The following is a 25418-nucleotide window of genomic DNA, read 5'->3' as shown; positions in this document are numbered from 1 at the left end:
CTCCCCCCCCTACCCCCCCCCTGGTCCGCGAGGTGCCCCCCCTTTTTTTCGGCCCCCTCCCCCCCCCCCCCCCCCCCTCCCCCCCCCCCCCCCCCCCCCCCCCCCCCCCCCCCCCCCCCCCCCCCCCCCCCCCCCCCCCCCCCCCCCCCCCGCCGCCGTACCCCAAGGCCCCCACCCCGAGGAGTTCCATGCCCCGTATGCCGTCGGCCGAGCGGCGCGCCCAGCTGACCGAGGCGGCGATCCGCGCGATGACCCGCGACGGCGTCGCCCGGACCACGACCCGCTCGATCGCCGCCGAGGCCGGCGTGTCCCTGAGCGTCTTCCACTACTGCTTCGACTCCAAGCAGGAGCTGCTGGAATCCGTCCTCGACGCGATCACCGCGCACTACATCACCGTGGTGAGGGAGGCGATCCGGCCGAAACCCACCCTCCGCGAGACCGTCCGGGCCGGTTTCCAGGCGTACTGGGACCACGTGGGCGCCCAGCCCGGCGAGCACATGCTCACCTACGAGCTCACCCAGTACGCCCTGCGCCGGCCCGGGTTCGAGCACCTGGCCCGCCGCCAGTACGAGCTGTACTGCCAGACGTACGAAGAGCTGATCGGGCAGCTGTGCCGGGACATGGGGCTCGCCCCGAAGGCCCCGGCCCCCGTCCTGGCCCGGTACCTGGCGGCCATGACCGACGGGCTGACCCTGAGCGTGCTGGTCCTCGGCGACGAGAAGGCCGCCGCGGCGATCCTCGACATGATCACCGAGCACGTCGTGGGGCTGATGGAGGGCTGACCGGCCGGCCCTCACCCCTGCTCCGCGGCCTCCCAGACGGTGGTGATGTTGCAGAACTCGCGGATGCCGTGCCCGGACAGCTCCCGCCCGTACCCGGACCGCTTGACCCCGCCGAAGGGCAGGGCCGGGTGGGAGGCGGTCATCCCGTTGACGAAGATGCCGCCCGCTTCGAGCTCGGCGACGAAACGCTCCAGGTCGGAGTCCTCCCGGGTCCACACGTTGGAGCTGAGCCCGAAGGGCGTGCGGTTGGCCCGCTCCACGGCCTCGTCCAGGCTGTCCACCCGGTAGAGGGTGGCGACGGGGCCGAAGGTCTCCTCCAGGTCGATGCGCATCGCCGGGGTGACGTCGGCCAGCACCGTCGGCTCGTAGAACCAGCCGTCGGGGCGGCCGGGCGGGCGGCGGCCCCCGCACAGGACCGTGGCCCCGTGGCGCACGGCGTCGTCGACCAGCTCCTCCACGTCGGCGCGGCCGCTCTCGGTGGCCAGCGGGCCCACGTCGGTGGACTCCTGCATGGGGTCGCCGACGGTCAGCGCCCGCATGCCGTCCGTGAAGAGGCGGGCGAACTCCTCGTAGACGTCGGTGTGGACGATGAACCGCTTGGCGGCGATGCAGGACTGCCCGTTGTTCTGCACCCGCGCGGTCACCGCCGTCCGCGCGGCCCGGGCGACGTCGGCCGAGGGCATCACGATGTACGGGTCGCTCCCGCCGAGCTCCAGGACGGTCTTCTTGACCTCGTCGCCCGCGACGGAGGCCACGGCACGTCCGGCCGGTTCGCTGCCCGTCAGGGTGGCCGCCGCCACCCGGGGGTCGCGCAGGATGCCCTCGACGGGGCCCGAGCCGATCAGCAGGGTCTGGAAGCAGCCCTCCGGGTAGCCCGCCCGGGGGAAGAGCTCACCGAGGTACAGGGCCGTCTGGGGGACGTTCGACGAGTGCTTGAGCAGGCCCACGTTGCCGGCCATCAGCGCGGGCGCGGCGAAGCGCACGACCTGCCAGAGCGGGAAGTTCCACGGCATGACGGCGAGCACCACGCCCAGGGGCCGGTAGCGGACCCGCACGGCCGAGGCCCCCGCGTCGCGGACGTCGGCGTCGGCGGGGTGCTCGTCGGCGAGGAGGGACTCGGCCCGGGCCGCGTACCAGCGCATCGCCTTGACGCACTTGGCGGCTTCCGCGCGGGCCGCCGCGAGCGGCTTGCCCATCTCGACGGTCATGATGCGGGCGACGTCCTCGGCCTCCGCCTCCAGCAGGTTCGCCGCACAGTTCAGCAGATCGGAGCGCTCGGCGAAGGAGGTGCGCCGGTACGAGGCGGCCGTGCGGGCGGCCAGGTCCAGGCAGCGTTCGATGCCGGCGGCGTCGAGGGCGTCGAAGGAGAGCAGCGTCTGGCCCGTGGTGGGGTTGACGGTGGCGATCGGCATGGTCCGACCTTGCCCGCCCGGCCCCGGCCCCGCAACGCGAGGACCGGCCGTCGTGCGTGCCGGGCGCCGGGTCTAGCGGCGCCCGCGCGGCTTGCCGCCCCGCTTGGCGGCGGGCTTGGCACCCGACCTCGCCGCGGGCTTGCCGCCCGACCGGGCGGCGGGCTTGGCGCCGCCGCTCTTCGCGCCGCCCGCCTTCGCGCCGCCCGCCTTGGCGCCCGTCTTGCCGCCGGCGCCCCCGGCGGCCTTGCGCTGCTTGGGCTGCGGCGGGGTGGGCTGCCGGCCGCGGGTGCTGTTCACGGTGCGTCCGCGGACGATCCCGATGAACTCCTCCACCAGGTCGGTGGTCTTCTCCTCCGGCCAGGACAGCGCGATCCGCGAGGCGGGGGCGTCGGAGACCGTCCGGTAGGTGAGGTCCTTGCGGTGGTGCAGGCGGGCGAGGGACTGCGGGACGACGAGGACGCCGATGCCCGCCGCGACCAGCTCGATGGCGTCGGCCGTGGTGGCGGGCCGCTCGAAGGCGGGGCGTCCGGGCAGGGTCTCCCAGACGAGGACGTCGTCCAGGGGGTGCAGCACGATCTCGTCGGCCAGGTCCTCCGTGGTGATCTCCTCGACGGCGGCCACGAGGTGGTCCTTCGGGACGACCACGACGGTCGTCTCGGTGTAGAGGGGGATCGCGCTGAGGTCCGCCCCGTCCACGGGCATCCGTACGAACCCGGCGTCGGCCTCGCTGGTGCGCAGCGCGGCGAACGCCTCGGCGGCGGGCACGCCGACGAGGGTCAGCGGGACGTCGGGCAGCCGCTCGTTCCAGATCCGCACCCACTTCGTGGGCGTCACTCCCGGGACATAGGCGAGCCGGAACGAAGGGGGTGTATCCGAGCCTGTCACCCCCCAAGGCTACCGGTCGTGGTCGGAGCTAGTGCACATGCTCGATACCCTTGACCCCATGACGTCGCACCAGAGCACCCAGACGATGAAGCCCGCGACCGCGGCGAAGAAGCTGGGTGTGTACCTCGAGGCCACCCCCGCAGAGTTCCAGGAGGGCGTGGTCTCGCGCACCGAGCTGAACGCACTCCAGGCCGAGCCGCCGGCCTGGCTGGTGGAGCTGCGGCGCAACGGCCCGCACCCGCGCCCGGTGGTCGCCTCGAAGCTGGGCGTCTCCATCGCCGGTCTCGCGCGCGGCGGGGTCACCGAGGCGCTCACCACCGAGCAGATCGAGGCGATCAAGCAGGACAACCCGGAGTGGCTGCAGAAGGAGCGCGCCACCCAGGCCGAGGTCCGCAAGGAAGCGGTGCGGATCAAGGAGAAGCAGGCTCAGGACGCGGCCCGGCGCGCCGGGAAGCAGGACTGAGCCCCGCCACCACGGCACACGACGGCCGGGCCGGGACCCTTCGGGGCCCCGGCCCGGCCGTTCGCCGTCCAGGCGCCCCCGGAAGGGTCCGTTTCGTGTGACCACGTGAAACCCGTTCGGCCGTAAGGCGTTAGCAGGACGTACGGACCGGCGCGCACGCCCCCGCCCCGCGCCGGTCCGTACGAAGACGCCGACCACGGCCTCACGGGCCGCACGAGCACGAGTACGAGTACGAGGGACACGATGACGGACCCCATGCCGGCCGGTTCCGGCCGGAGGAGACTTGCCGCCCGCTGCCGCAGCATCACCGAGGCCCCTCCGTTCGGGATGGGCGTCTTCGCGGTGATCCTGCTCAACGCGGCGCTGATGGGCCTGGAGACGTACAGCGGGCTGGCCTCCGAGCACCGCCGGGCGCTCCAGGCCGCGGAGCAGTCCTGCCTCACCCTCTTCACGCTGGAGATGCTGCTGCGGGTGGGCGCCCACGCCGACCGGCCGAAAGCATTCTTCCGGGACCCCTGGAACATCTTCGACCTGCTGATCGTCACCTCCGCCTTCCTGCCGTTCCTGCGCGAGAACACCACCGTGCTGCGGCTGCTGCGCCTCGCCCGCGTGCTGCGCACCGCCCGCTTCCTGCCGCACCTGCGGATCCTGCTGCTGGCGGTCGGCCGCAGCCTGCCGGGGACGGCCAGCTTCCTGTTCGTCGGCGCGCTGGTGGTGTACGTGTACGCCATGGTCGGCTGGGTCAGCTTCGCCTCCGCCGACCCGCAGCACTACGGCTCGATCGGGCGGGCCGCGCTCACCCTGTTCCTGCTGACCACGCTCGACGGGCTGACGGACGCGGTGCGGGCGGGGCTGGAGATCTCCCGGTTCAGCATCCTCTACTACGCCTCGTACGCCCTGCTGGCCTCCTTCGTCCTGGTCAACGTCCTGATCGGGGTCGTGCTCAACTCGCTGGACGAGGCGCGGGAGATGGAGGAGGCGGACGCGCGGGCCCGGGAGCGCGCGGCGAACCCCATGGACCCGGCGGAGGAGGTCCGCGACCGGATCGCCGCGGCCCGCCTGGCGCTGGACGACCTGGAGGCGAGCCTCGATCTGGCCAAGTCGGTACCGCCTCCCGCCCCGGAACCGGAGCTCTTGGCGGACCGGCGGCTCGAAGCCGCCAGGTAGCGGCCCCGGGCCGGGACCGGCGCCGGGGTCCGGGCGGCCGGGTTTCGGCCATCCCCGGCGCCCGCACCCCCGGCCCCTGCCCCAACTCGCCCGCACCGTGCGAGAGTTGCCCACGACACCGAGCCGCTGGGCAACGGGGAGGGTGGGCGGTCATGAGTGCCGAGGTGCGTACGGTCGAGGTCCCCCTGGGGGACGGCACCGACGGGGTGCTGCGGGTGCAGATCCGCGAGGTGGACGAGTCGCTGGCGCGGGTCGGGCGCGGCGGCGGCTCCGTCGCGCGGGCGTCGCGCTCCTTCGGGGAGATGGTGGACAGCATCCGGCCGCTGGCCGACAGCTTCGTGGGGCGGCTCAGCGGGCTCGCCCACCGGCCGGACGAGATCACCCTGGAGTTCGGGGTCTCGCTGTCGGCCGAGGCGGACATCGTCATCGCCAGCACCACCACCCAGGCCAACTTCGGCGTGACCCTGACGTGGAACTCCCCGGCCCCGCGGAACGCCCCGCAGAGCGACCCGCGGAGCGACCCGCAGAACACCCCCTTATGACGACGGCCGGAGGGGCCGGGCAGGCGGACGCCCTGCTCGGCTCCGCCATCGTCCGGGTCGCGGGCCCGGCCGGACCGGTCGGCGTCGGCTTCCTGGTGGCCCCCGGCCTGGCGCTGACCTGTGCGCACGTCGTGGCCGACGCGCTCGGCGCGCCCCGTACGCAGGTCCCCGCGCCGACGGGCGTGCTGACCCTGGACCGCCCCCTGTCGGGTGCCTCCCGGCCGGTCCCGGCCGAGGTGGAGCACTGGGTTCCGCTGCGTGCGGACGGTACCGGGGACATCGCGGTGCTGCGGCTGGGGACGCCCGTCGCGGGTGCGGGCGCGCTCGCCATGGCCTCGCCCACGAGCGTCTGGGACCACCCGGTGCGGGTGGCCGGCTTCCCCGCGGCCTTCCCGGGCGGCGTCTGGCACGCGGGCCGGCTGCGCGGCTGGACCGCCGAGAACTGGGTGCAGCTGTCGGGCGCCGACCAGCAGGGCGTCCCCGTCGACCGGGGCTTCAGCGGCAGCCCGGTCTGGGACGAGGAGGCCGGGGCCGTGGTCGGCATGGTGGTGGCCGCCCAGCTGTCCGGGGACCGGCAGAGCTTCGTGATCCCCACCCGGACCCTGATCGCCGAGGTCCCCGCGCTCGGCCCCCTGCTGAGCCCCGCCTCCCCGTTCCGGGGCCTCGCCGCCTTCCAGGAGGCCGACGCGGAGGTGTACTTCGGCCGGGACGCGGAGGCCGAGGACGTCGCCGGGCTGCTGGACGGCGGCCCCCGCTCCCGTGTGGCCCTCGTCGGCCCGTCCGGCTGCGGGAAGTCCTCGCTGGCCCTGGCCGGGGTGGCCCCCCGGCTGCGCGCCCGGGGGTACGAGGTGCTGGTCGTGCGGGCCGCCGAGGGGCTGCCGGTCCGCACGGCGCTCGCGGCGGAGCTGGCCCGCCTCGGCGGCGGGCCGGCGGGGCCGCGGGAACTGGAGGAGGAGCTGGCCGGGCGCGGCCTGGCCACTGCCGCCCGGCTGGCCCTCGGCGACCGGGCGGGCCGGCTGCTCGTCGTACTCGACCAGGCCGAGGCGCTGCTCGCGGAGGGCCGGTCCGGCGACGACGGCTCCGCCGCGCTGCTGTTCCCCGAGCCGCACCCCGCCGGGCTGCGGGTGCTGCTCACGCTCCGGGCCGACTTCCTGGAGGCGGCCCTCGCGCACCCCGTCCTCGGCCCCGCCCTCGGCCGGGCGGCGGTCCGGCCGCTGCTGCCCATGACCCGGGCCCAGATGTCCGAGGTGATCCTGCGGCCGCTGGCCCGGATCCCCGCCGTTTCGTACGACCCCGGGCTGGTCTCCCGGATGCTGGACGACGCCGGCGCCGAGCCGGGCGCCCTGCCGCTGCTGGGCTTCGTACTGGCGCGGCTGTGGGACGAACAGGCCCTGGGCCGGCTGCGCTTCGCCTCGTACGAGGAGATCGGCGGCGTGCGCGGCGCCCTGGGCCGGCACGCGGAGGCGGCCTGGCGGGCCTGTGTCGCGGAGGCCGACGAGGAGGAGGCCCTGCGGCTGCTGACGGCGCTGGTCAGGATGGCTCCGGGCGGCGAGGCCCCGCTGCGCGGGGTGCTGAGCCGGGCCGACGCCGGGGAGGAGCGGTGGCGGATCGCCGGCCTGCTCGCCGAGCGGCGGATCCTCGTCGTCGGCGGGGACCCGGAGCGCGGCCAGACCGTCGAACTGGCCCACGAGGCGCTGATCGGAGCCTGGCCCACGCTGGCCCGCCGGGTGGCACAGGACCGGGAGTTCCTCACGTGGCGGGCCGGCTTCCGGCGCGACCTGGACCGCTGGGAGGAACTGGGGCGGCCCCGCGACCAGCTGCCGACGGGCGCACCGCTGGACGCGGCCGTCGCCCAGACGGGGCTGCGCGGGGACGAACTCTCGGCGGACGAGCGGGAGTTCCTGGGAGCGGGGCTGGACCGGCGGGCCGAGGAGGCGGCCCAGGCCAGGAAGGCCGGGCGGCTCAAGCGGGCGGGCATCGTGGCGCTGAGCCTCTTGCTGTCCGTCGCCCTCGTCGTCTCCTGGATGCTCTACGGGGCAAACGGGAAGCTCGACGACGACCTCCGGCGCGGCGCGTCCCCGCAGCTCGCCCAGCTGGCGACCCGCCTGGACGACGTCTCGCTCGGAACGTCGGCCCTGATGAGCGCCGCCGCGTACCGCACCTCCCCGGAACCCGAGTCTCAGACGGCCCTGTTCGAGCAGTACGTGCGCATGCGGCAGGTCGACCGGATCGTGGTGGAGGGCAGGGGCGAGGTCCGCAACACGGTCCTCAGCGAGGACGGCAGACGCGTCACCATCGGCCTTTCCTCCGGCGACACCCTGGGGGCCGACCTCGGTGCGGGTCCTCCGCGTCTCTCCGGCCTCCGGGAGGGCATCACCCGGCTGATCACGGCCTCGGGCGATGGCCGCACTCTTGCGGCCTCCAGCCCCCACGGCATCATCACGGTGGGTATCCGCCAATCCGACGACAGCTGGCGGACGGTGAAACTGCGTGGTGCCGACCAAGCCCGCAACAACGCCCGGGCAGCCCTCGACCTCCGCTTCGACGCCTCGGCCCGGCGACTGCTCGCAGCCGTTCCGCAAGAGGGCATCTCGGTGTGGGAGGCCGCTGCCGGGACGAAGGTCGGGGGCACGCTCGTCCCGCCCTCGGGCTGGACCGTCGCGAACGCCTGGTTCGGTACGGACGGCGACACCGTGATCGGCCGAATCGTCCAGGAGGGGGCCGCCGCCGGAGCGAACGGCAGGCTCGTGCGCTGGCAGCTCTCCGACGGACGCCTCGACGAACAGTCCTGGGGCGGTCAGGAAGCCGGTCCCGTCACCGTCAGCGCGGACGGCTCCACCCTCGTCCGCTGCACCTCGGACGGCGTTCTCCAGGCCTGGGATCTGACCGGTCAGCCCAAGGTGAAACGGCAGTACACGACGAGCCAGCTGGGCTTGGTCTGCCCCCTGTTCGTGCCCCGGCTCGACCGTACCGGCCGCTTCCTGCTCAACCCCGTACAGCGGTTCGGTGCGAGTATGGGCCGTTACCGGTGCCTGGTGCTGGACCTCCAGGAAGGGCTGCCGGCCACGCTCGACCTGCCCGCCGCCGCGCAGCAGGACGAGTTCGTCGCGGGCTCCGTGACACAGCCGGCCATCAGCCTCGCCGGCCCGCCCGACGCGATGAAAGTGGCGATCAGCGCCGGAGGCACGGTCGTCGTCGCCGAAGTCCCCAGGCCGACCGCCTTCGACAGCGCCATGCTCACCAGCCTGGTCCGGAGCGTGGACGTGGACCACGGCCGCGTCGTCAGTGTCGACGCGGACGGCGCGACTCTGCGCCTGTGGGACCTCGCGACACGCCGCCAGCTGGCGGCGCTTCGCCCTTCGGCCGCGCTCGCACGGCTCTACCCCGCGTTCAGCCCCGACGGCAAGCGGCTGCTGACCGTCACGGCCGACGGCCTCGGCGTCCTCGTGTGGGACCTGAAGGCAGGGGACGGGTCCCCGCTCACCGAGGTACGGCGCCTCGGACTGCCCGCTCCCCCGGGCATCGACCCGGCGCGCGCGGACGTACTCACGGGCCTCACACCGGCCTGGGTCAGCGTCTCCTTCGACGGGGACGACCACGCGGTGATCTCGGCGGTGTCCTACGTGTCCCGCTGGGACCTGCGGACTGGCAGGACCGCAGGCCAGACGTACCAGCCGTCGGCCCAGGACCGGATCGACGTCTCGGACGCCGCCTCGTCCGTCTTCGCCGCCGCCCGCCCGGGCCACCGGCAGGCGGTCTTGCGTACCACGAACGACGGGATCCAGTTGTGGGACTTCGAGAAGGGGTCGGGCACCACCGTCCCTGTCGATGAGGGCGACGGCAGCGTCAGCCAGATGCTCTTCGACCCGAGCGGCCGGAGGCTGGCGGTCCTGACCAAGGACGGCCGCCTGCAAATCCGGGACGTGGAGGGAAAGGAGCCGACGAGGACCCTCGCCCACCAAGGGGTCCGCTGGTTGAACGGCTTCCCCGACGCGGCCACGCTGAGCACGGTCGGCACGGTCAACTCCTTCACCTTCTGGGACGTGGCCAAGGGCATCGAGAAGTACCGCTTCACCCCTGGCTACGGCGCCACCGGCAACTGGTCGGCGGACGGCACGAAGCTCGCCTGGGTGGAAGGCTCGTCCGTGGAGGTGCTGCCCCTGGACCCGGAGACCTGGCGCAAGCGCGCCTGCGACCTGGCCGCCCGCCCCCTCACCGACGGCGAACGCGGCCTCATGCCCCCCGGCAGCCGCTCCGACGCCTGCGCCGCACTCAAGAAGTGAGCCCCCGCCCGGGGCGCGGGCGGAGGCTCGGGCACGGGCGGCGTCAGCCGCCGTCGCGGACCGCGACGATGCCGTTGAACACGCCGACGTACGCCGTGCCGTCGGGGCCGAGGGTGATCGGCGCCCAGTTGTTGTCGTACAGGGGGCCGGTGCCGGTCAGCTGCCGCCAGCGGCGCTCACCGGTGCGGAAGTCGACCGCGGTGAGGTACCAGGAGTCGATGCCCCAGAAGTTGGGCTCCTTCTCGTAGAAGTAGAGCAGCCCGTTCGCGGTGGAGAGCTTGGGGACCACGGAGGGAGCGCGGATCGCGCTCTCCCACACCGTGTCGCAGCCGCTGCCGTCGGCCCGGACGTCGATGCGGCTGACCCCGCCGACGACCGACTTGCCCAGGAGCAGCGAGGTGGGGTTCTCGTACCCGTAGTTGTTCTCGACGATGATGCTGTTGCCCCAGGTGATCAGGGAGTTGTCGGTGGTCGAGGCGCCGGATCCGAAAACGGGCACCTTGCACACCAGCCGCCGGTCGGCGGGGACGTCGGCGCCCCGCCGGTAGACCAGGACGTTCATGCGGTCGTCGGCGTTGTCGGTGATGGCGACGTAGCCGTTGCCGAAGAGGTCCGGGGTGGTGCCCGAACCCTGGTTCACGGAGCCGGTCTTGGTCCCGGTCCCGCGGTCGTACGTCTGGCGCCACTGGGCCTCGGGGATGCCGTCGGCGCGGGTGCGGAAGCTGTACAGGGCGTGGTCGGTGACGATGGAGACCCCGTCCTCGGCGACGGAGAAGGAGTTCTGGATCTCCTCGCCCTCCAGCCGGATCGACCGGATCTGCCCGCTCGCCGGGTCCACGGTGCCCACGCGGCCCTGGCGGGTGACCCACCAGATGCGGCCGTTCCAGTCGGGCATGACCGAGGTGACGGGGTCGCAGGTGCCGCTGGGCCGGAGGTTGGTCCAGCTGACGCAGTCGTGCGGCACGTGGCCGGTGAGGTCCCAGTCGTCGTCGACCGTGAACTTCCAGCTCCCGTCGGGGTTCTGGGAGTGGGACAGGCGCAGGACGTGCTGGCGGGAGTCGGCCAGCACCGCGCGGTCCTGGTCGTCCAGGTAGAAGTAGGCGCCGCCCGAGGTGTCCTTGAAGATCTTCGCGAAGTCGAGCGAGGTGATCGCCTCGACCGTGGAAGAGCGCTGCGGGAGCTGGTACTCCGCGAGCGTGGCGAGCGTCCGGGGCTCCAGGAGCTTGACCTTGAAGCCGGAGAAGGTGCCGCAGACGGTGACGAGGCGGCCGCCGGCGTCGAAGGTGGCGGTGGCGCACTCGCCGCCGAGGGCGGCGATCTTCTCGCTGGTGACCTGGGGGTTCTTCCCCAGGGGGCCGGACCACGGCGAGGTGGCGCTGCCCGCCGCGTCCGAGTGCATGCCGCTGCGGCCGTTGGGCGCGAGGAAGGGGTGCTGCGGCGGGGCCTCGCCCGGCAGCGGGGCGGCGGTCGCGGGTCCGCCCTCGTAGTGGCTGACCAGGCGGTGGCCGGGGGCCTTGGGGATCTCCTCGGCCTGGGCGGCGGGGGCGATCCCGCCGATCACCGTCAGGGCGGCGATGGCTGGGACCGCGGCGCAGTTCAGCGCTCTTCGGAACATCCGGTCATCCTCCTTGCTCCTCAGTGTTGTTGACGTTGCGTCTGACATCGCGCCGCCGCCAGACGCTAGATCGCACTGCCCGAGGAGTCCATGGAGGAGCCGGATGATTCACGAAGGCGCAACAGTCGATCAGCCGTCGGCGATGTCGTTCCAGTGCGCCGTGCGGTCGCACCAGCGGCCGAGCAGTACCGGATCGTGCCCGACGGCCAGCAGGCCGGCTCCGGTCTCCTTCCGGTACTCCTCGACCACCCCGACCAGGGCGGCGGTGGTGGAGGCGTCGAGCATCGCGGTCATCTCGTCGCAGACCAGCCAGCGCGGCCGCAGCACCAGCGCCCGGGCCAGGCAGGCGCGCTGGAGCTGGCCGTCGCTGACCTCGTGGGGGCGCCGGGCGAGGAGGCCGGCGCCCAGGCCGACCCGGTCGGCCAGCCCGGCGACGGCCGCTTCGGCCTCCGTACGCCGGCCCGTGGCGCGGAGCGGTTCCGCGACGAGGTCGTACAGGCTGAGGCGGGGGTCGGCGGAGAGACGGGGCTGCTGGAAGACCACGCCGACTCCGGTGCGCAGGGAGCGCGGGGCCCGGTGCCGGAAGCCGGTCACGGTGCGGCCGTCGAAGGCCACCGTCCCCCGGTCGGGCCGGTGCAGCAGGGCGGCGACCCGGGCCAGGGTGGACTTGCCGCAGCCGCTGGGCCCGAGCAGCCCGAGGGCCTCGCCGGGGTGGAGCGCGAGGTGCGCGTCGCGCACGACGGGGCCCCGGCGGTCGTAGCCGGCGGTGATGCCCTTGAGCTCAAGCACGGTGGCAGGCCACCCCTTCGGTCAGCGGGGGCCGTCCGGCCCGGCAGGCGTCGTCGGCCAGGGCGCAGCGGGCGGCGAAGGCGCAGCCGGGCGGCAGGTCGCCCAGCTCGGGCGGGGCGCCGGGGATCGGGGTGAAGGCCCGCTCGGGCAGGGCGTCGAGCAGGCCCCGGGCGTAGGGGTGGCGGGGGCCGGGCGCGCCGAAGAAGGTGTCGGCGGGGGCGAGTTCGACGATCCGGCCCGCGTACATGACGGCGACGGTGTCGGCGATGCGCTGGGCGGCCGCCAGGTCGTGGGTGATCATCAGCAGGGCGCGGCCGGCGTCCCGGGTGTGGGCGCGCAGTTCGTCGGCGGTGCGTTCCACGAGGTCCCGGTCGAGGCCGGTGGTCGGTTCGTCGGCGAGGAGCAGGGGCGCGTCCCCGATGAGGGCGAGGGCGGTGGCGGCGCGCTGGGCGAGGCCGCCGGAGAGCTGGTGGGGGTGGTGGTCGAGGTGGCTCGCGGGGAAGGCAGCGCGGGCGGCCGCGGCTTCGGCGGCCTTGCGCGGATGGCGGGTGCCGGTGAGCTCCCGGACGGTCTCCTCCAGGTGGGAGCGGACGGTGCGGACGGGGGTGAGGTGTGCGGCGGGGCTCTGCGGGACCAGGCCGACGCGGCGGCCGCGTACCGTGCGGGCCAGGGTCTTCTCGTCGGCGGCGAGCAGGTCGAGGCCGTCGCCGAGGCGGGCCGATCCGGCGGTCTCGGCGTTGCCGGGGAGCAGGCCGAGCAGGGCGGAGGCGAGGACGGACTTGCCGCAGCCGCTCTCGCCGACGAGGGCGAGGCATTCGCCGGGTCCGAGGCGGAACGCGGCGTCGGAGACGGCCTCGACGTACCGTCCGCCGCTCATCCGGAAGCGGACGGACATCCCCTCGACGCGCAGGACGTCTGGCAGGACGCCACCGGCGGCGGGTGCGGGGTTCGGGGTCACAGGTTCAGCTCCGAGCGGCGGCGGGGGCTCAGGCGGTCGCGCCAGCCGCCGGCGAGGCCGGCGATGGCCAGGGTGGGGACGATCAGCAGCAGGCCGGGGAAGAGGGTGGGCCACCAGTCGCCGGCGAGGAGCGAGCCGCGGCCGGCCTGGACGAGGGTGCCGAGGCTGGCCTGGTGGGCGGGCAGGCCGAGGCCGAGGAAGGAGAGGGCGGACTCGTGCCACATGGCGTGCGGGATCATCAGCACCGCGGCCAGTCCGGCCTGCGGCAGCACCCCCGGGACCAGGTGGCGGACGGTGACCCGCCATCGGGAGGCGCCGCCGGAGACGGCCGCGTCCACGTAGGGGCGGCCGCGCAGCGAGAGCACCTCGGCGCGCACGATGCGGGCGGTGGAGAGCCAGTGGGTGAGCGCGACCGACACCACGACCGGCCACACACCCGGCCGGAACAGGGCCACGATGAAGATCCCCAGCAGCAGGTGCGGGATGGCGGAGAGGGCGTCGACGGCCCGCATCAGGAGCCGGTCGGTGCGGCCGCCGAGGGCTCCGGCGGCCGCGCCGACGCCGGTGCCGAGGACGGTGGCGACGAGCGCCGCGACCACGCCGACCAGCAGGGAGACGCGCAGTCCGTGGACGCAGCGCAGCAGCAGGTCGCGGCCGAGGTCGTCGGTGCCGAAGGGGTGCCGCCAGGAGGGCGGCAGCAGCTTCGCGGAGAGGTCGACGGCCTGCGGGTCGAGCCGTACCAGCGGGGGCACCAGCAGGACGGCGAGGACGAGGAGGGCGGTGACGGCGGCCGCGGTGCGCACGCGCAGGGTGCGGGTGGAGCGTCGGTCCGGGCCGTGCCGGCGCCAGGCGGTGTCAGCCATCGAAGCCCACTCTCGGGTCGGCCAGCCCGTACAGCAGGTCGGACAGCAGGTTGCCGGCGAGTACGGCGGCGGTGGCCAGGACGGTGAGCGCGGCCAGCAGCGGGAAGTCCACCGAGGTGGCGGCGGTGACGGTGGCGGCGGCGATGCCGGGCCAGCTGAAGACGGTCTCGACCAGCAGGGCGCCGGTGATCAGCTCCGGGACGCGGGAGCCGATGAGGGTGAGCATGGGCAGCATGCCGGAGCGCAGCCCGTGGCCCAGCAGGACGCGCCGCTCGGACAGGCCCCGCGCGCGGGCGCCGCGTACGGGGTCCTCGGCGAGGGCGTCGGCGACGCCCTGGCGTACGTAGAGGAAGAACCAGGGCAGTTGGGAGATGCCGAGGACCAGTGCGGGCAGCACCAGGTGGGAGGCGACGCCGGAGAAGGTGACGGTGTCGTCGGCGGCGTCGGTGAGCCCGCCGGAGGGCAGGACGCCGAGGCGTACGGAGAAGAACCAGACGGCGAGCAGCCCGAGCCAGAAGGCGGGGGCCGCCTCCAGGGTGTACGCGAGGCCGGAGGCGGCCCGGTCCAGGGCCCGGCCCTGCCGGCGGGCGGCGAGCACGCCGAGCAGCGTGCCCAGCAGGACGGCCACGGCGAAGGCGCAGCCGGCGAGGAGCGCGGACCAGCCCAGGCGTTCGGCGATGACGTCAGCGACGGGCTGGCGCATCACGGCGGAGTCGCCGAGGTCGCCGGTGAGCGCGCCGGTGAGCCAGTCCCACCACCGGGCGGGAAAGGGCCGGTCCACGCCGAGGTTGGCGCGCAGCTGGTCGAGTTCGGCCTGGGAGGCGGTGAGTCCGGCGGTGCCGGCGTAGGCCTTCACGGGGTCGAAGGGGGACAGTGCGGCGACGGCGAAGACCCCGAAGGTGACGGCGAGGAGGACGGGGACGGCGGACAGGGTCCGCCGTCCCGCCATCCGGGCCATCGGCCCCCAGGGCGGGAGGCCGGGACGGCGGCCCGGACGGCCGCGCCCCGCACAGCGGGGAAACGTCACTTCTGCTTCGGCTTCCAGCTCTCGACGTTCCACCAGGGGCCGGAGCCGAGGCCGTGGTCGTGCGGCTCGACCTGGGTGGAGGGGCCCTCCCACTTGTCGTTGACCACGTAGAGGTGGTCGATGTGGGTGAGGAACACGTAGCCCGGGTTCTGGACGAGTTCGCGCTGCACGGTGTCGTAGGCGGCCTTGCGGGCGGCCGGGTCGCCGCTGGTGCGGCCGTCGGCGACGGCCCGGTCGACGGCCGGGTTGGCGTACTGGGCCATGTTGTTGAAGCCGTCGCCCGCGAGGGAGGAGGTCAGCAGCTGGTACTGGTCGAAGTCGGGGTCGGCTGGGGAGCCGCCGCCGGCGAGGACGGCGTCGGTCTTCATCCGGGGCTCGATGACCTCCCAGGTCCCGGCCTCGGTCTTGACCTCGATGCCGGCCTTCTTCGCGTCGGAGGCGAAGGCCAGCGCGTGGTCCTGGCGGATCTTGTCGCCGGAGGTGTACCAGAGCGGGAAGGAGGCGCGGACCCCGTCCTTGGCGCGGATGCCGTCCCCGCCGGTCTTCCAGCCGGCCTCGTCGAGGATCTGCTTGGCCCGTTCCAGGTCGTACGGGCGCTCCGTGCCCGGGGTGAACCAGCGGCTGTCGGTGGGCACGGGCCCGTAGGCGGCCTTGCCCGCGTCGTCGAGGAGCTTGTCGACCATGGCCTGCCGGTCGACGGCGATGTCCAGCGCCCGGCGCACGGCCACGTCGCCGGTGACGGGGTGGTGCGTCGGGAGGGTCACGTTGCGGTAGTCGAAGGTCTTGGCGGCGAGCGTCTTGCGCGCCTTGTCCTGCGCGAAGCCCCGGGCGAGGTTCGGGGGCAGGATGGCGGCGTCCAGCTCTCCTGCGCGCAGCCGGGTCGCTCGGACGTCGTCGTCCTTGACGACGGCCATGGTGAACTTCTTCACGGCGGGCTCGCCGCCCCAGTAGTGGGGGTTGGCCCGGAAGCTGATCTTCTCGCCCTTGGACCAGCCGGTCAGCAGGTACGGGCCGGTGCCGACGGGCTTGGTGGTGAACTCGCCGCTGTTGACGTCCTGGCGGCCCGCGACGTGCTCGGGGGCGATGGGCAGCACCGTCCGCTCGGCGAACGGGGCGTAGGGGTACTTGAGGGTGAAGACGACCTTGTCGGCGCCCTGGGCCGTGACGCTCTCGACGGCGTCCAGCTCGGTCTTGGAGGCGTTGTTGGTCTTCGGGTCGAGGATGGTCCGGTAGGTGAACTCGACGTCCTTGGCGGTGAAGGGCTCCCCGTCGCTGAACTTCACGTCCTGGCGCAGCTTGTACGTGTACGTGCGGCCGTCCGCGGAGACCTCGGGCAGGGCCTCGGCGAGCGCGGGCTTCAGCTTCATGTCCGCGTCGTGGGTGAGCAGCCCGTCGAAGATCTTGGAGTTGCCGTCCTTGCCGTAGCCGAGCAGGGGGCTGAGGCTCTCCGGCTCGGTCGCGATGCCGACCACCGCGGAATCCGCCGGCGAGGCGGCCCCCGAGGGGTTCGAGCAGGCCGCCAGGCCCGTGATGAGCGCGGTGGCGAGCGTCGCGCCGGCCGCTCCCCGTACTGTCCGGGCCGTCATGCTGTGCACATCCCTGTTCAAAATCATCCGTTATTGCAAAGAGATCGCAATACTGCCAGACGAGAGCAGATGAAGACGAACCGCCCCAGACCGCAGTCTCCGGGCACAGCCGCCGGCCCCGGGGCCTTGTGGGCCCGCCCCGCCCGTGCCATATATGTCTAGACCAATCAAGGGCACATCGCGGACCCGCCCCGACCGACGGCGGATCGGCGGCGGACCCGTGGCGGAAGGGACATCCCGTGAGAGGCACCACCTCCCCGCGCCGCGCCGGGGCGGCGGCGCTCGCCCTCGGTCTGGCCGCCGCCCTGGCCGCGTGCGGCGCGGACGGCGACACCCGGCCCCCGCCGGCCCCCACCGGGCTCACCGCGCAGGCGGGCAGCGCCACCTCGGTCCACGTGATGTGGCGGACGCCCGCCACCGCCGACGGGGTCAGCGGCTACCAGGTGTTCCAGGGCGGCCAGTTGGTCCGGGAACTCCCCGCCGACAAGACCATGACCGACATCACCGGCCTCGCCCCGGGGACCGCGTACACCTTCGCCGTCCGCGCCAAGGACGCCGCCGGCAACCGCTCCCCGCTCAGCGCCCCCGCCGGGGTGACCACCCCGGCCGCCAAGGCGGAGGACCACCAGGCCCCCACCGCCCCGCCCACCACCACGGGCCGCGCCGAGGGCCCCCACGGGGCCCGGCTCAGCTGGGGCGCGGCGACCGACGACACCGGCGTGACCGCGTACGACGTCTACCAGGCCGGGGTCCGCGTCCACACCGCCGCCGGCACGGACGGCTCCACCACCGTCACCGGGCTCCAGCCGGGCACCGCCTACGTGTTCACCGTCCGCGCCCGCGACGGCTCCGACAACTCCTCCCCGGACGGCCCGCCGGTGGCGGTGACCACCCCCGCCGACCCCGGCCAGGCCCCGGACACGGCCCCCGGCTCGTTCACCGCCGCCGCGTCCCCCGGCGCGGTGGAGCTGGCCTGGACCGCGCCCGGCACCGGCCGCAGGACGAGCGAGTACCAGCTCTACGTCAACGACCGGCCCGTCACCGTCATCCAGTTCGGCGCCGGGGCCGTCCCCGAGGGCCGTGCCTCCTACCGGCTCACCACCACCGAGCCGGCCGGGACGATCTGGACGGTGAAACTGCGCGCCCGGCTGCCCGACGGCAACTGGGGCGCCTTCTCCGAGGAACGGCGGATCCTGCTGGCCGGCTGACCCCGGCCGGCCCGCCCCCGGGGGACCATCCGTCCCGAACGGCAGACCCCGCGAAAGAAGATCGCGCACAATACATCCGTGTTCGGTGAGTACTCGGTCAACCACAATCAGGCAGACTCCGCGTGCGGGGACCCCGCACCCGACCCGGCCACCGCCCCGGGACACCTGCCGGGCAACCTGCCCCCGGAAACGGCCGGCTTCATCGGCCGCGAGGACGAACTGGGCACCCTAGAAGACCTCCTGGGCGAACGAAGACTGGTCACCCTGACCGGGGTCGGAGGCGTCGGCAAGTCCCGGCTCGCCCTGCGCGCCGCCACCCGCCGCAGCCGGGCCCCCCACCCGGCCGGCCCCCGCCCCGGCCGCGCCTGGCCCGACGGGATCTGGTGGGTGGAACTCTCGCCGCTGCGCGACCCCGCACTGCTGACCACCACCGTCGCGCACGCCATCGGCCTCGCCGACCACTCCGTGCACCCCCTCGACGAGGAACTGTGCGCGTGGATGGCCGACAAGGCCCTGCTGCTCGTCCTCGACACCTGCGAGCACATGGTCTCCGAGGTCCGCCACCTCGCGGGCGAACTGCTGCAGTCCGCACCCGGCCTGACGGTCCTGGCCACCTCCCGCGAACGGCTCGACTCCCCCGGCGAGACGGTCCTCGAAGTGCGCCCGCTGCCCTGCGAGGGGCCCGACAGCGAGGCCCTCGCCCTGTTCCGGGCGAGCGCCCTCGCCGCCAGCCCCGCCGCCTCGGCCGTCTTCGCCGACCCCGCGCGGTCCCGGACCGCCGCCGACGTGTGCCGCCGGCTGGACGGCATCCCGCTCGCCCTGGAACTGGCCGGGGCCCGGATGCGGCTGTGGAGCCTGGAGCAGATGGCCCAGCGCCTCGGTACGCGCTTCGAGGTGCTGTCCGGCACCCGCGCCGCACTCCCGCCCCGGCACCAGACCATGCGCACCGCGATCGGCTGGAGCCACGAGCTGTGCGAGCCGGTGGAACGGCTGCTGTGGGCGCGGCTCTCGGTGTTCAGCGGGGACTTCGACATCGCCGCCGCCCGCGCCGTGTGCGCCGGCGGGCCGCTGCCGGCCGCGCGGGTGGAGCGGGTGCTGGAGGGGCTGGTCGCGAAGTCCGTCGTACGGCGCTCCCGGGAGCGCGGGGCCGGGGCCCGCTACCGGATGCTCGACACCATCCGGGAGTTCGGCCACGACTGGCTCGCGGAGCTGGACGAGGTGCGGACCGTCGCGGACCGCCACGCCCACTGGTACGCCGCCCTCTGCGGGGCCGCCGACCGGGGCTGGCTGGGGCCCGGCCAGCTGGACTGGTACCGCAGGACGAGCGCCGAACACGCGCAGCTGCGCACCGCCCTGGAGCACCTGCTCGGCACGGACCCCTCGGCCGCCCTGGAGATGGCCGGGGCCCTGTGGTTCTTCTGGTTCTCGTGCGGGCACGTCCACGAGGGCCGGGGCTTCCTGGAGCGGGCCCTGCGCGCGGCCCCGGAACCGGGGGCCGCCCGGGTCCAGGCACAGTGGGCGCTCGGGCTGACGATGCTGCTCCAGGGCGACATGGAGGGGGCCCAGGCGATGGGCGCCGAGTGCGTCCGGGCGGCGGCGCTGCTCGCCGACCCGGAGCGGCGGCTGCGCGCCGCCTACCTGCGGGGGGTGTCGATCCTGATGCCGGGCGACCCGGCGGGGGCGCTCGCGCTGGCGGGGCCCCGGGCGCGGGAGTCCCACGAGGGGCGGGCCGACGGGCCGGGCCGGCTGCTGTGCCGGCTGGTGACGGCGTACGCCCTGTGCGACCTCGGGCGCTTCGAGGAGGCCACCGAAGAGGCGCACGGGCTGCGCGAGGCGTGCGCGGACCTGGGCGAGCGCTGGCTGCGGGCGTACGCGGACTACGTGCTGGCCGTCGCGGCGCTGGGGCTCGGCCAGCACGGCGAGGCCGCGCGGCACGTACGGGCCATGCTGTCCGGGAAACGGCTGCTGGGCGACCGCTTCGGCATCGCGCTGGGCCTGGACCTGCTCGCGGCGGCGGTGGCGGCCCTCGGTGACGGGGAGCTGGCGGCGCGGCTGCTCGGCACCGGGCACGCCTGGTGGCGCACGGTGGGCAGGCCGCAGATGGGCTCGCCCTCGCTGACGGCCCTGCGGGACCAGGGCGAGCGGCAGGCCAGGGCGGCGATCGGCGACGCGGCGTACGAGACCGCGTTCCGGGGTGGTGCGGCGGCACCCACCGGCTGACCGCGTCTTGCGACCGAGTGGCAGCCGGCGGGCCGCGTAATGCCTGGGCTCCCGTCAGTACGGGAGGGGTCTGCCCGACGGTGTGCGCAGGTCCAGGTCTCGGGGGGCGGGCTTGGGGACGGGCTTGCGGATCAGCTGCTGGCGCATGCTGCCTCCTCGCTCAGACCAGCGCCGGGCGACGGGGTTCCACCGTCCGGCCTTCGGGGAGCAGTTCACCGGTGTCGTCGAAGATGACCACCCCGTTGCAGAGCAGGCTCCAGCCCTGTTCGGGATGGGAGGCCACGACGCGCGCGGCCTCGTGGTCGGCGCTGTCGGCGGGCGGGCAGGGGGGCTGGTGGGAGCACATGGCGCACCTCCTCGCAGTGTGGGGCGGGAAGGCCGGTGGTCACCCGGTCGAACCCACGATCCACGGTGGCGGTGAGTATTACCGATCGCCGCCCTCCGGCGGAAGCCATATTCGACGTCCAGTTCAGGGTGTGTATGCCCGCTTACCATGCGCTCATGCCCGTTATCCGGATCATTCGCCGCACGCCCCTCCCGCCGGCCGAGGTGTGGAGGCGGCTGACGGACTGGGAACGCCACGGCGAACAGGTGCCGCTGACCCGGACGATCATCGAGACGGAGCCGCCGACGCGCGCCGGAACGCGCTTCACGGCGCGCACGGGAGTGGGAAGCATCACGTTGGACGACACCATGGAGGTCGTCGTCTGGGAGCCCCCGGACCTGGTCCGGCTGGAGAAGCGCGGCAGGGCGGTGACGGGCTGGGCCGAGATCGAGCTCCGCCCGCTCCCCGCCGGGGGCACGGAGGTCCACTGGCGCGAGGACCTGCGCCTGCGCCCCCTCCCCCGCGTCCTGGACCCCCTGGTGGGGGGGGGGGGGGGGGGCGCCCCCCCCCCCCCCCCCCCCCCCCCCCCCCCCCCCCCCCCCGGGCGCGGTAGCGCCGTGTCTGTAGCCGCGCCCGGCGTTTGAGGGCGAGAACGGGTGAAGGGCGGGTAGGGGACGGCCCGCGCAGCGGTGGCCCGGGGGGTGTGGGGGGCCTAGGGTCCGGGCATGGGATGCCGCGCACTCGTCGTCGTCGCCGCCGTGCTGCTCGCCGCCGGGTGCCAGAACGCGGATGTGACCCACCGGCCGGTGCCGCTCACCGGGGCGGGGTTCCCCCCGGACAGGACCACCGCCGAGGTGCAGCTGGCCGGGCTGCCGGTCGAGTGGGGCAGGAACTGGCAGACGTACAAGAGGGAGGAGTTCGGCCGGTACTGGTCGGACGAGACCGACGCCGTCGGCGGGCGCAACGGCTGCGACACCCGGGACGACGTGCTGCGCAGGGACCTCTCCGAGCTGCGCGAGGGGGACCGCAACCCCTGCGTGGTGGTCTCCGGGGTACTGCACGACCCGTACACCGGCAAGGAGCTCCCGTACTCCTACCGGCGGGCCTCGCAGATCCAGACCGACCACGTCGTCGCGCTGGGCGCGGCCTGGCGGGCGGGCGCGTACGCCTGGACGCCGCAGCGCAGGCTGGAGTACGCCAACGACCTCGACGTGCTGCTCGCCGTCGACAAGCAGACCAACCAGGACAAGGGCAGTCGGACGGCCGACAAGTGGCGGCCGCCGCGGCAGGCCTACTGGTGCGAGTACGGGCGCCGCTACACCGGCATCAAGGCCAAGTACCGGCTGTCCGTCACGCCGCCCGAGAAGCTCGCGCTCCAGGAGCTGCTGGCGGCGTGCCCCCGCTGAAACGTCACCGCGCGGCCGCGGCGAACAGGGCGCGCATGGCACGGCGCAGGCCGCAGACGTCCGCCACCGGCTCCGGGAAGTCGAACCGGGCATCGAAGGAGGACCGGCCGGAGCCGGCGGTGAAGCGCACGCGCAGTCCGAGGCGGTCCAGGGCTAGCGGGACGGCGGTCAGGCCGGCCGCCTCCCGGGAGCCGAGCAGCCCGCACAGGTCGGCGACGCGGTCGGCGTGGGCGGAGGCGAGGTGCTGGAGCAGCTCCGTCTCGTGGGCGGCGAGCGGGTCGGGCTCGGTCCCCGCCAGCTCGTCGGGGTCCACCTGCTCGGCGCCCCAGAGGTCGTCCAGCGTGATCTCGCCGACCTCCAGGCGCAGCATCATCCAGGCGGGGCGGCCGGTGTACGGCGGGTCCTGCGACTCGGCCAGGCCCAGCAGCTCGCCCACCGGGTGCCGCTCCGCGAGCAGCGCCGCGCAGACCGCGCGGTCGTCGCCGCGGACCGGGGTCAGCCACCCGGTGAGGCGGGCGCGGGCTCGGATACGATGGGGCACGGACACCGGCGCCACATCCGTGATCTCGATCACGGCGGTGAGGTCGTCGTCCTGGGCGTGAGCGGCAGCCCTGGCAGCCGCGGATTCCCCTGGTACCAGGAGGATCACGTCCCCGTCCGGGGTGACGGTCCGCGCGGCCGGCACCCCTGTCCACCACTCCGCCTGGTCAAAAGCATCCGGCAGCGTGAGGGATACTGAGGCGTTGGACTCTACGAGGGTTCGTACGCGTTCGGCTCCGGTGAGCTGCCGAACGCCTTCCCTGGGACGCGGCTGACCTTGCTTATCGTCGGCGCAAGCGGATTCTTTTTCGTCTGAATCCGAACTGCGGCGCGCACTGGGCAGGGGGATCCCATGTGGTCGAGACATTACGTCCTCCTCGCTAAGGTAAGCCTCACCTAACTTACATGGAGGTAGGTTCCCCGTGAACCAGAAGCGACCCAAGGTCAAGAAGTCTCGCGCTCTCGGCATCGCCCTGACGCCGAAGGCCGTCAAGTACTTCGAGGCCCGCCCCTACCCGCCGGGCGAGCACGGCCGTGGCCGCAAGCAGAACTCGGACTACAAGGTCCGTCTGCTCGAGAAGCAGCGTCTGCGCGCCCAGTACGACATCTCCGAGCGCCAGATGGCCCGCGCGTACGACCGCGCGAAGAAGGCCGAGGGCAAGACGGGCGAGGCGCTGGTCGTCGAGCTCGAGCGTCGTCTGGACGCCCTGGTCCTGCGTGCCGGCATCGCCCGCACCATCTACCAGGCCCGCCAGATGGTCGTCCACGGCCACATCGAGGTCAACGGCGCCAAGGTCGACAAGCCGTCGTTCCGCGTGCGTCCCGACGACGTCATCACGGTCCGCGAGCGCAGCCGCGAGAAGCACCCCTTCCAGGTCGCCCGCGAGGGTGGCTACGCCGGTGAGGGCGAGACCCCGCGTTACCTGCAGGTCAACCTGAAGGCCCTGGCCTTCCGCCTCGACCGCGACCCGAACCGCAAGGAGATCCCGGTCATCTGCGACGAGCAGCTCGTCGTCGAGTACTACGCCCGCTGATCCAGCGGCCGTAGCCCTCACAGGCTGGTATCGGCCCGCCGTCCCCTCCGGGGGGCGGCGGGCCTTCGCGTTGCCGGGCGCGGGCCGGGAACCCACTGCGCGCGCCGCACCAGCGCCTCCACCGTCAGCCGCCGCCCCTCGGCCGCGTGCTCCGCGTACCGCTCCGGGCCCAGCACCTCCGCGGCCTGCTCCTGGCACGCCAGCCGGGGCGCGTTGAAGTACCCCGACCCGAACAGCCGCAGCCCCACCCCGTCCCACATCGGCTCCGCCGCGCCCTGGAGCACCGCAGCCTCGGCCGCCGCCCCCTCGGTGACCGTGACCAGCGCCAGCAGCTCCACCGCGAGCACCAGCCCGACCAGGTCCCGGAAGGTGTGGTTCACCGTCACGCACTCGGTGAGCAGCCGCCGGGCCCGCGCCGGGTCCCCCGCGTCCAGGGCCGCGTACGCCAGCACGTACAGGGCGTACGCCTTCGTCCAGCGCTCCCCGCGCTCCAGGCAGATGTCCCGGACCTCCTCGCACAGCGATACCGCGCCCGCCGGATCGCCCTGGAAGGCCAGCGCCATCGCCAGCTCCACCTGGCACATCAGCACGTTGCTGTTCAGCTCCCCGGTCTCCCGGTAGCGCTCCAGCGCCTCGCCCAGCAGCTCGGCGGCCCGGACCATCTCGTCCGAGACCAGCGCCAGACACCCCAGCCGGTGCACCGCGTACGCGGCCGCCACCCGGTTCCCCGTCCGCTCCGCGCCGTCCCGGCACTCGTGCAGCGCCCCCGTCGAGGCCACCGCGTCACCCTGGAGCGCCGCCACGTACCCCAGCACCCACAGCGCCTTCAGCCGCGAGCCCTCGTACTCCTCGGCCGCCCCGGCCTGCTCGGCGGCGGGCTCCAGACTGCGGGCCAGCCAGTGCCGGCCCTCGGTGAGCCGGCCGCAGCCCGCCCAGTAGAACCACAGGGTGCCCGCCAGGTACTGCCCCAGGTGCTGCTCCCCGGGCTCCTCCAGGCAGCACTCCAGTGCGAGGCGCAGGTTCGCCAGCTCCGTCTCCACCAGCGCCGCCACCTCCTGCTGGCGCGGGCTGAACCAGTCCAGCTCGCACCACGTGGCAAGCCCGACGTACCAGTCCCGGTGCCGCCGCCGCAGCCGCCCGGCGTCACCCAGCGACTCCAGCCACCCCGCCCCGTACAGCCGTACGGTCTCCAGCATCCGGTAGCGCACCCCGGCCGCCGTCTCCTCCCGGGCCAGCACCGACTGCGCGAGCAGCTCCCCGACCAGGTCGAGCACGCCGTCCGCCGGCAGGTCGGGGCCCGCGCACACGTACTCGGCGGCGTCCAGGTCGAACCGCCCGGCGAACACCGACAGCCGGGCCCACAGCAGCCGCTGGTCCGGGGTGCACAGCTCGTGGCTCCACCCGATCGCCGTCCGCAGCGTCCGGTGCCGGGGCAGCGCCCCGCGCGCACCGCCGGTCAGCAGCGCGAACCGGTCCTCCAGCCGCGCCAGCACCTGCTCCGGGGAGAGCATCCGCAGCCGGGCCGCGGCCAGCTCCAGGGCCAGCGGGAGCCCGTCGAGCCGGGCGCACAGCTCGGTCAGCGCGGGCCGGTTCGCCGCCGTCACCGCGAAGGCCGGGTCGGCGGCCGCGGCCCGTTCGGCCAGCAGGGCCAGGGCCTCGGCGGGGGCGGGCGGGGCCAGCGGGAACAGCACTTCCCCGTCCAGGCCGAGCGGGCACCGGCCCGCCGCGAGCACCCGCAGGCCGGGGGAGCGGAGCAGCAGCTCGCGCAGCAGGGCGGCCGTCTCGTCGGCCAGCTGCTCGTACCCGTCGAGGACCAGCAGGAGCCGGCGTCCGGCCAGGTGCCCGGCCAGCACGGCGCGGGGCGGGCGGACGGTGTGGTCCGTGAGGCGGAGCGCCTCGGCCAGGGTGAACTCCAGCAGCGCGGGATCGCGTACGCAGGACAGGTCGGCCAGCCAGACGCCGTCGCGGTGGCGTTCCCGGCGCTCCTCGGCGGCCGCCCGGGCCGCGGCCAGCGCCAGCCGGGACTTCCCCACCCCGCCCACCCCGGTCACCGTGACCAGCCGGGAGGACTCCAGGAGCCGCGCCACCCCGGCGAGTTCGGCACCCCGCCCGACGAAGGGACTCAGCTCCGAGGGAAGATTGCCCGACGGCACACGCCGGGTGGGTCGCTGTCGCATGGGACACGGAGAGTACTGTTCCGGACGCGCCGGGTACAAGGTGGGTCCGCGGGGGCGTGCACCGGACCCGGAATTCCGGTACTGCGGCGGATCTCCGGCGCGATAGGGTCGGAGGGAGACTTTTCTCCGCAGTAGA

The 25418-nt window shown here is 74.3% G+C and carries 21 protein-coding genes; 10 read left to right on the top strand and 11 right to left on the bottom strand.

Annotation, left to right across the window (positions count from 1 at the left end; all coding sequences use genetic code 11):
* Positions 1-188 precede the first annotated feature (188 nt).
* On the top strand, positions 189-782 hold the full coding sequence (locus tag AC07A6_RS18180) for a TetR/AcrR family transcriptional regulator (protein WP_478777709.1): 594 nt from the start codon (positions 189-191) through the stop codon (positions 780-782).
* Positions 783-793: 11 nt separating this feature from the next.
* Here AC07A6_RS18180 and AC07A6_RS18175 read toward each other — a convergent pair whose 3' ends face one another.
* Both AC07A6_RS18175 and AC07A6_RS18170 read right to left on the bottom strand, forming a co-directional pair.
* Positions 794-2194 carry an NADP-dependent succinic semialdehyde dehydrogenase gene (locus AC07A6_RS18175; RefSeq protein ID WP_478777708.1) on the bottom strand — a complete coding sequence of 467 codons (1401 nt, stop codon included), beginning with the start codon at positions 2192-2194 and terminating at the stop codon, positions 794-796.
* 72 nt (positions 2195-2266) lie between these two features.
* The gene (locus tag AC07A6_RS18170; RefSeq protein WP_478777707.1) at positions 2267-3079 is read right to left on the bottom strand and encodes a LysR family substrate-binding domain-containing protein; all 813 of its coding nucleotides are present in this window, start codon (positions 3077-3079) and stop codon (positions 2267-2269) included.
* A gap of 58 nt (positions 3080-3137) precedes the next feature.
* Here AC07A6_RS18170 and AC07A6_RS18165 point away from each other — a divergent pair, with 58 nt between their 5' ends.
* The 4 genes from AC07A6_RS18165 (at position 3138) to AC07A6_RS18150 (ending at position 9534) form a co-directional block, all read left to right on the top strand.
* Positions 3138-3542, top strand: a complete 405-nt coding sequence (locus AC07A6_RS18165; protein ID WP_362463704.1) for a DUF5997 family protein — start codon at positions 3138-3140, stop codon at positions 3540-3542.
* 243 nt (positions 3543-3785) lie between these two features.
* Entirely contained in the window at positions 3786-4709 is a 924-nt protein-coding gene (locus AC07A6_RS18160) for an ion transporter (RefSeq protein ID WP_478777706.1), read from the top strand.
* A 152-nt stretch (positions 4710-4861) separates the two neighbouring features.
* Positions 4862-5251, top strand: a complete 390-nt coding sequence (locus AC07A6_RS18155; protein ID WP_478777705.1) for a CU044_2847 family protein — start codon at positions 4862-4864, stop codon at positions 5249-5251.
* Complete coding sequence (locus AC07A6_RS18150) at positions 5248-9534, top strand: nSTAND1 domain-containing NTPase (RefSeq protein WP_478777704.1); 4287 nt, start codon at positions 5248-5250, stop codon at positions 9532-9534. Before AC07A6_RS18155 ends, AC07A6_RS18150 begins: the two co-directional genes overlap by 4 nt.
* A gap of 43 nt (positions 9535-9577) precedes the next feature.
* Here AC07A6_RS18150 and AC07A6_RS18145 read toward each other — a convergent pair whose 3' ends face one another.
* From AC07A6_RS18145 to AC07A6_RS18120, 6 genes are all read right to left on the bottom strand, one after another.
* Positions 9578-11149 (bottom strand): hypothetical protein, encoded by a 1572-nt coding sequence (locus AC07A6_RS18145; RefSeq protein ID WP_478777703.1) that lies wholly within the window; start codon positions 11147-11149, stop codon positions 9578-9580.
* 129 nt (positions 11150-11278) lie between these two features.
* Positions 11279-11938, bottom strand: coding sequence for an ABC transporter ATP-binding protein (locus AC07A6_RS18140; protein WP_478777702.1), 660 nt, complete (start codon positions 11936-11938; stop codon positions 11279-11281).
* A complete protein-coding gene (locus AC07A6_RS18135) occupies positions 11931-12833 on the bottom strand; it encodes an ABC transporter ATP-binding protein (RefSeq protein ID WP_478777714.1) in 903 nt (300 codons plus the stop codon). The genes AC07A6_RS18140 and AC07A6_RS18135 overlap by 8 nt, the downstream gene beginning before the upstream one ends.
* A 59-nt stretch (positions 12834-12892) precedes the next feature.
* Positions 12893-13759 (bottom strand): ABC transporter permease, encoded by an 867-nt coding sequence (locus AC07A6_RS18130; protein ID WP_478777701.1) that lies wholly within the window; start codon positions 13757-13759, stop codon positions 12893-12895.
* On the bottom strand, positions 13752-14717 hold the full coding sequence (locus AC07A6_RS18125) for an ABC transporter permease (protein WP_478777700.1): 966 nt from the start codon (positions 14715-14717) through the stop codon (positions 13752-13754). The genes AC07A6_RS18130 and AC07A6_RS18125 overlap by 8 nt, the downstream gene beginning before the upstream one ends.
* A 65-nt stretch (positions 14718-14782) precedes the next feature.
* Positions 14783-16372, bottom strand: a complete 1590-nt coding sequence (locus tag AC07A6_RS18120; protein WP_478777699.1) for an ABC transporter substrate-binding protein — start codon at positions 16370-16372, stop codon at positions 14783-14785.
* A gap of 239 nt (positions 16373-16611) precedes the next feature.
* On the opposite strand from AC07A6_RS18120, the gene AC07A6_RS18115 reads away from it, so the two are divergent.
* On the top strand, positions 16612-17580 hold the full coding sequence (locus AC07A6_RS18115; RefSeq protein WP_478777698.1) for a fibronectin type III domain-containing protein: 969 nt from the start codon (positions 16612-16614) through the stop codon (positions 17578-17580).
* A gap of 78 nt (positions 17581-17658) precedes the next feature.
* Positions 17659-19800, top strand: coding sequence for an ATP-binding protein (locus tag AC07A6_RS18110; protein ID WP_478777697.1), 2142 nt, complete (start codon positions 17659-17661; stop codon positions 19798-19800).
* Positions 19801-19960: 160 nt separating this feature from the next.
* Here the strand turns inward: AC07A6_RS18110 and AC07A6_RS18105 are convergent, their stop codons facing one another.
* Positions 19961-20146: a DUF5999 family protein gene (locus AC07A6_RS18105; protein ID WP_125815414.1), complete on the bottom strand. Its 186-nt coding sequence runs from the start codon at positions 20144-20146 to the stop codon at positions 19961-19963.
* Positions 20147-20280: 134 nt separating this feature from the next.
* Here AC07A6_RS18105 and AC07A6_RS18100 point away from each other — a divergent pair, with 134 nt between their 5' ends.
* On the top strand, positions 20281-20769 hold the full coding sequence (locus tag AC07A6_RS18100) for an SRPBCC family protein (protein WP_478777696.1): 489 nt from the start codon (positions 20281-20283) through the stop codon (positions 20767-20769).
* A gap of 81 nt (positions 20770-20850) precedes the next feature.
* A complete protein-coding gene (locus AC07A6_RS18095; protein WP_362472976.1) occupies positions 20851-21531 on the top strand; it encodes an HNH endonuclease family protein in 681 nt (226 codons plus the stop codon).
* A gap of 4 nt (positions 21532-21535) precedes the next feature.
* Here AC07A6_RS18095 and AC07A6_RS18090 read toward each other — a convergent pair whose 3' ends face one another.
* Positions 21536-22438 (bottom strand): DUF2470 domain-containing protein, encoded by a 903-nt coding sequence (locus AC07A6_RS18090; protein ID WP_478777695.1) that lies wholly within the window; start codon positions 22436-22438, stop codon positions 21536-21538.
* Positions 22439-22493: 55 nt separating this feature from the next.
* Between AC07A6_RS18090 and rpsD the strand changes: the two genes are divergently transcribed.
* Positions 22494-23105, top strand: a complete 612-nt coding sequence (gene rpsD / locus AC07A6_RS18085; protein ID WP_351885499.1) for a 30S ribosomal protein S4 — start codon at positions 22494-22496, stop codon at positions 23103-23105.
* A 17-nt stretch (positions 23106-23122) separates the two neighbouring features.
* Here the strand turns inward: rpsD and AC07A6_RS18080 are convergent, their stop codons facing one another.
* On the bottom strand, positions 23123-25282 hold the full coding sequence (locus tag AC07A6_RS18080) for an ATP-binding protein (RefSeq protein WP_478777694.1): 2160 nt from the start codon (positions 25280-25282) through the stop codon (positions 23123-23125).
* Positions 25283-25418: the final 136 nt, after the last annotated feature.

The sequence above is a fragment of the Streptomyces sp. NPDC044002 genome (assembly GCF_056434525.1).
Note: the sequence above shows the minus strand (reverse complement) of the source record. Positions and strands in the feature narration are given on the sequence as shown.

Excerpts from the sequence above, each read along its gene's own strand:
- AC07A6_RS18180 (WP_478777709.1), top strand. The coding sequence starts at position 189 with ATGCCCCGTATGCCGTCGGCCGAGCGGCGCGCCCAGCTGACCGAGGCG.
- AC07A6_RS18175 (WP_478777708.1), bottom strand. The coding sequence starts at position 2,194 with ATGCCGATCGCCACCGTCAACCCCACCACGGGCCAGACGCTGCTCTCC.
- AC07A6_RS18165 (WP_362463704.1), top strand. The coding sequence starts at position 3,138 with ATGACGTCGCACCAGAGCACCCAGACGATGAAGCCCGCGACCGCGGCG.
- AC07A6_RS18160 (WP_478777706.1), top strand. The coding sequence starts at position 3,786 with ATGACGGACCCCATGCCGGCCGGTTCCGGCCGGAGGAGACTTGCCGCC.
- AC07A6_RS18155 (WP_478777705.1), top strand. The coding sequence starts at position 4,862 with ATGAGTGCCGAGGTGCGTACGGTCGAGGTCCCCCTGGGGGACGGCACC.
- AC07A6_RS18150 (WP_478777704.1), top strand. The coding sequence starts at position 5,248 with ATGACGACGGCCGGAGGGGCCGGGCAGGCGGACGCCCTGCTCGGCTCC.
- AC07A6_RS18145 (WP_478777703.1), bottom strand. The coding sequence starts at position 11,149 with ATGTTCCGAAGAGCGCTGAACTGCGCCGCGGTCCCAGCCATCGCCGCC.
- AC07A6_RS18135 (WP_478777714.1), bottom strand. The coding sequence starts at position 12,833 with ATGTCCGTCCGCTTCCGGATGAGCGGCGGACGGTACGTCGAGGCCGTC.
- AC07A6_RS18130 (WP_478777701.1), bottom strand. The coding sequence starts at position 13,759 with ATGGCTGACACCGCCTGGCGCCGGCACGGCCCGGACCGACGCTCCACC.
- AC07A6_RS18125 (WP_478777700.1), bottom strand. The coding sequence starts at position 14,717 with ATGGCCCGGATGGCGGGACGGCGGACCCTGTCCGCCGTCCCCGTCCTC.
- AC07A6_RS18120 (WP_478777699.1), bottom strand. The coding sequence starts at position 16,372 with ATGACGGCCCGGACAGTACGGGGAGCGGCCGGCGCGACGCTCGCCACC.
- AC07A6_RS18105 (WP_125815414.1), bottom strand. The coding sequence starts at position 20,146 with ATGTGCTCCCACCAGCCCCCCTGCCCGCCCGCCGACAGCGCCGACCAC.
- AC07A6_RS18100 (WP_478777696.1), top strand. The coding sequence starts at position 20,281 with ATGCCCGCTTACCATGCGCTCATGCCCGTTATCCGGATCATTCGCCGC.
- AC07A6_RS18095 (WP_362472976.1), top strand. The coding sequence starts at position 20,851 with ATGGGATGCCGCGCACTCGTCGTCGTCGCCGCCGTGCTGCTCGCCGCC.
- AC07A6_RS18090 (WP_478777695.1), bottom strand. The coding sequence starts at position 22,438 with ATGTCTCGACCACATGGGATCCCCCTGCCCAGTGCGCGCCGCAGTTCG.
- AC07A6_RS18080 (WP_478777694.1), bottom strand. The coding sequence starts at position 25,282 with ATGCGACAGCGACCCACCCGGCGTGTGCCGTCGGGCAATCTTCCCTCG.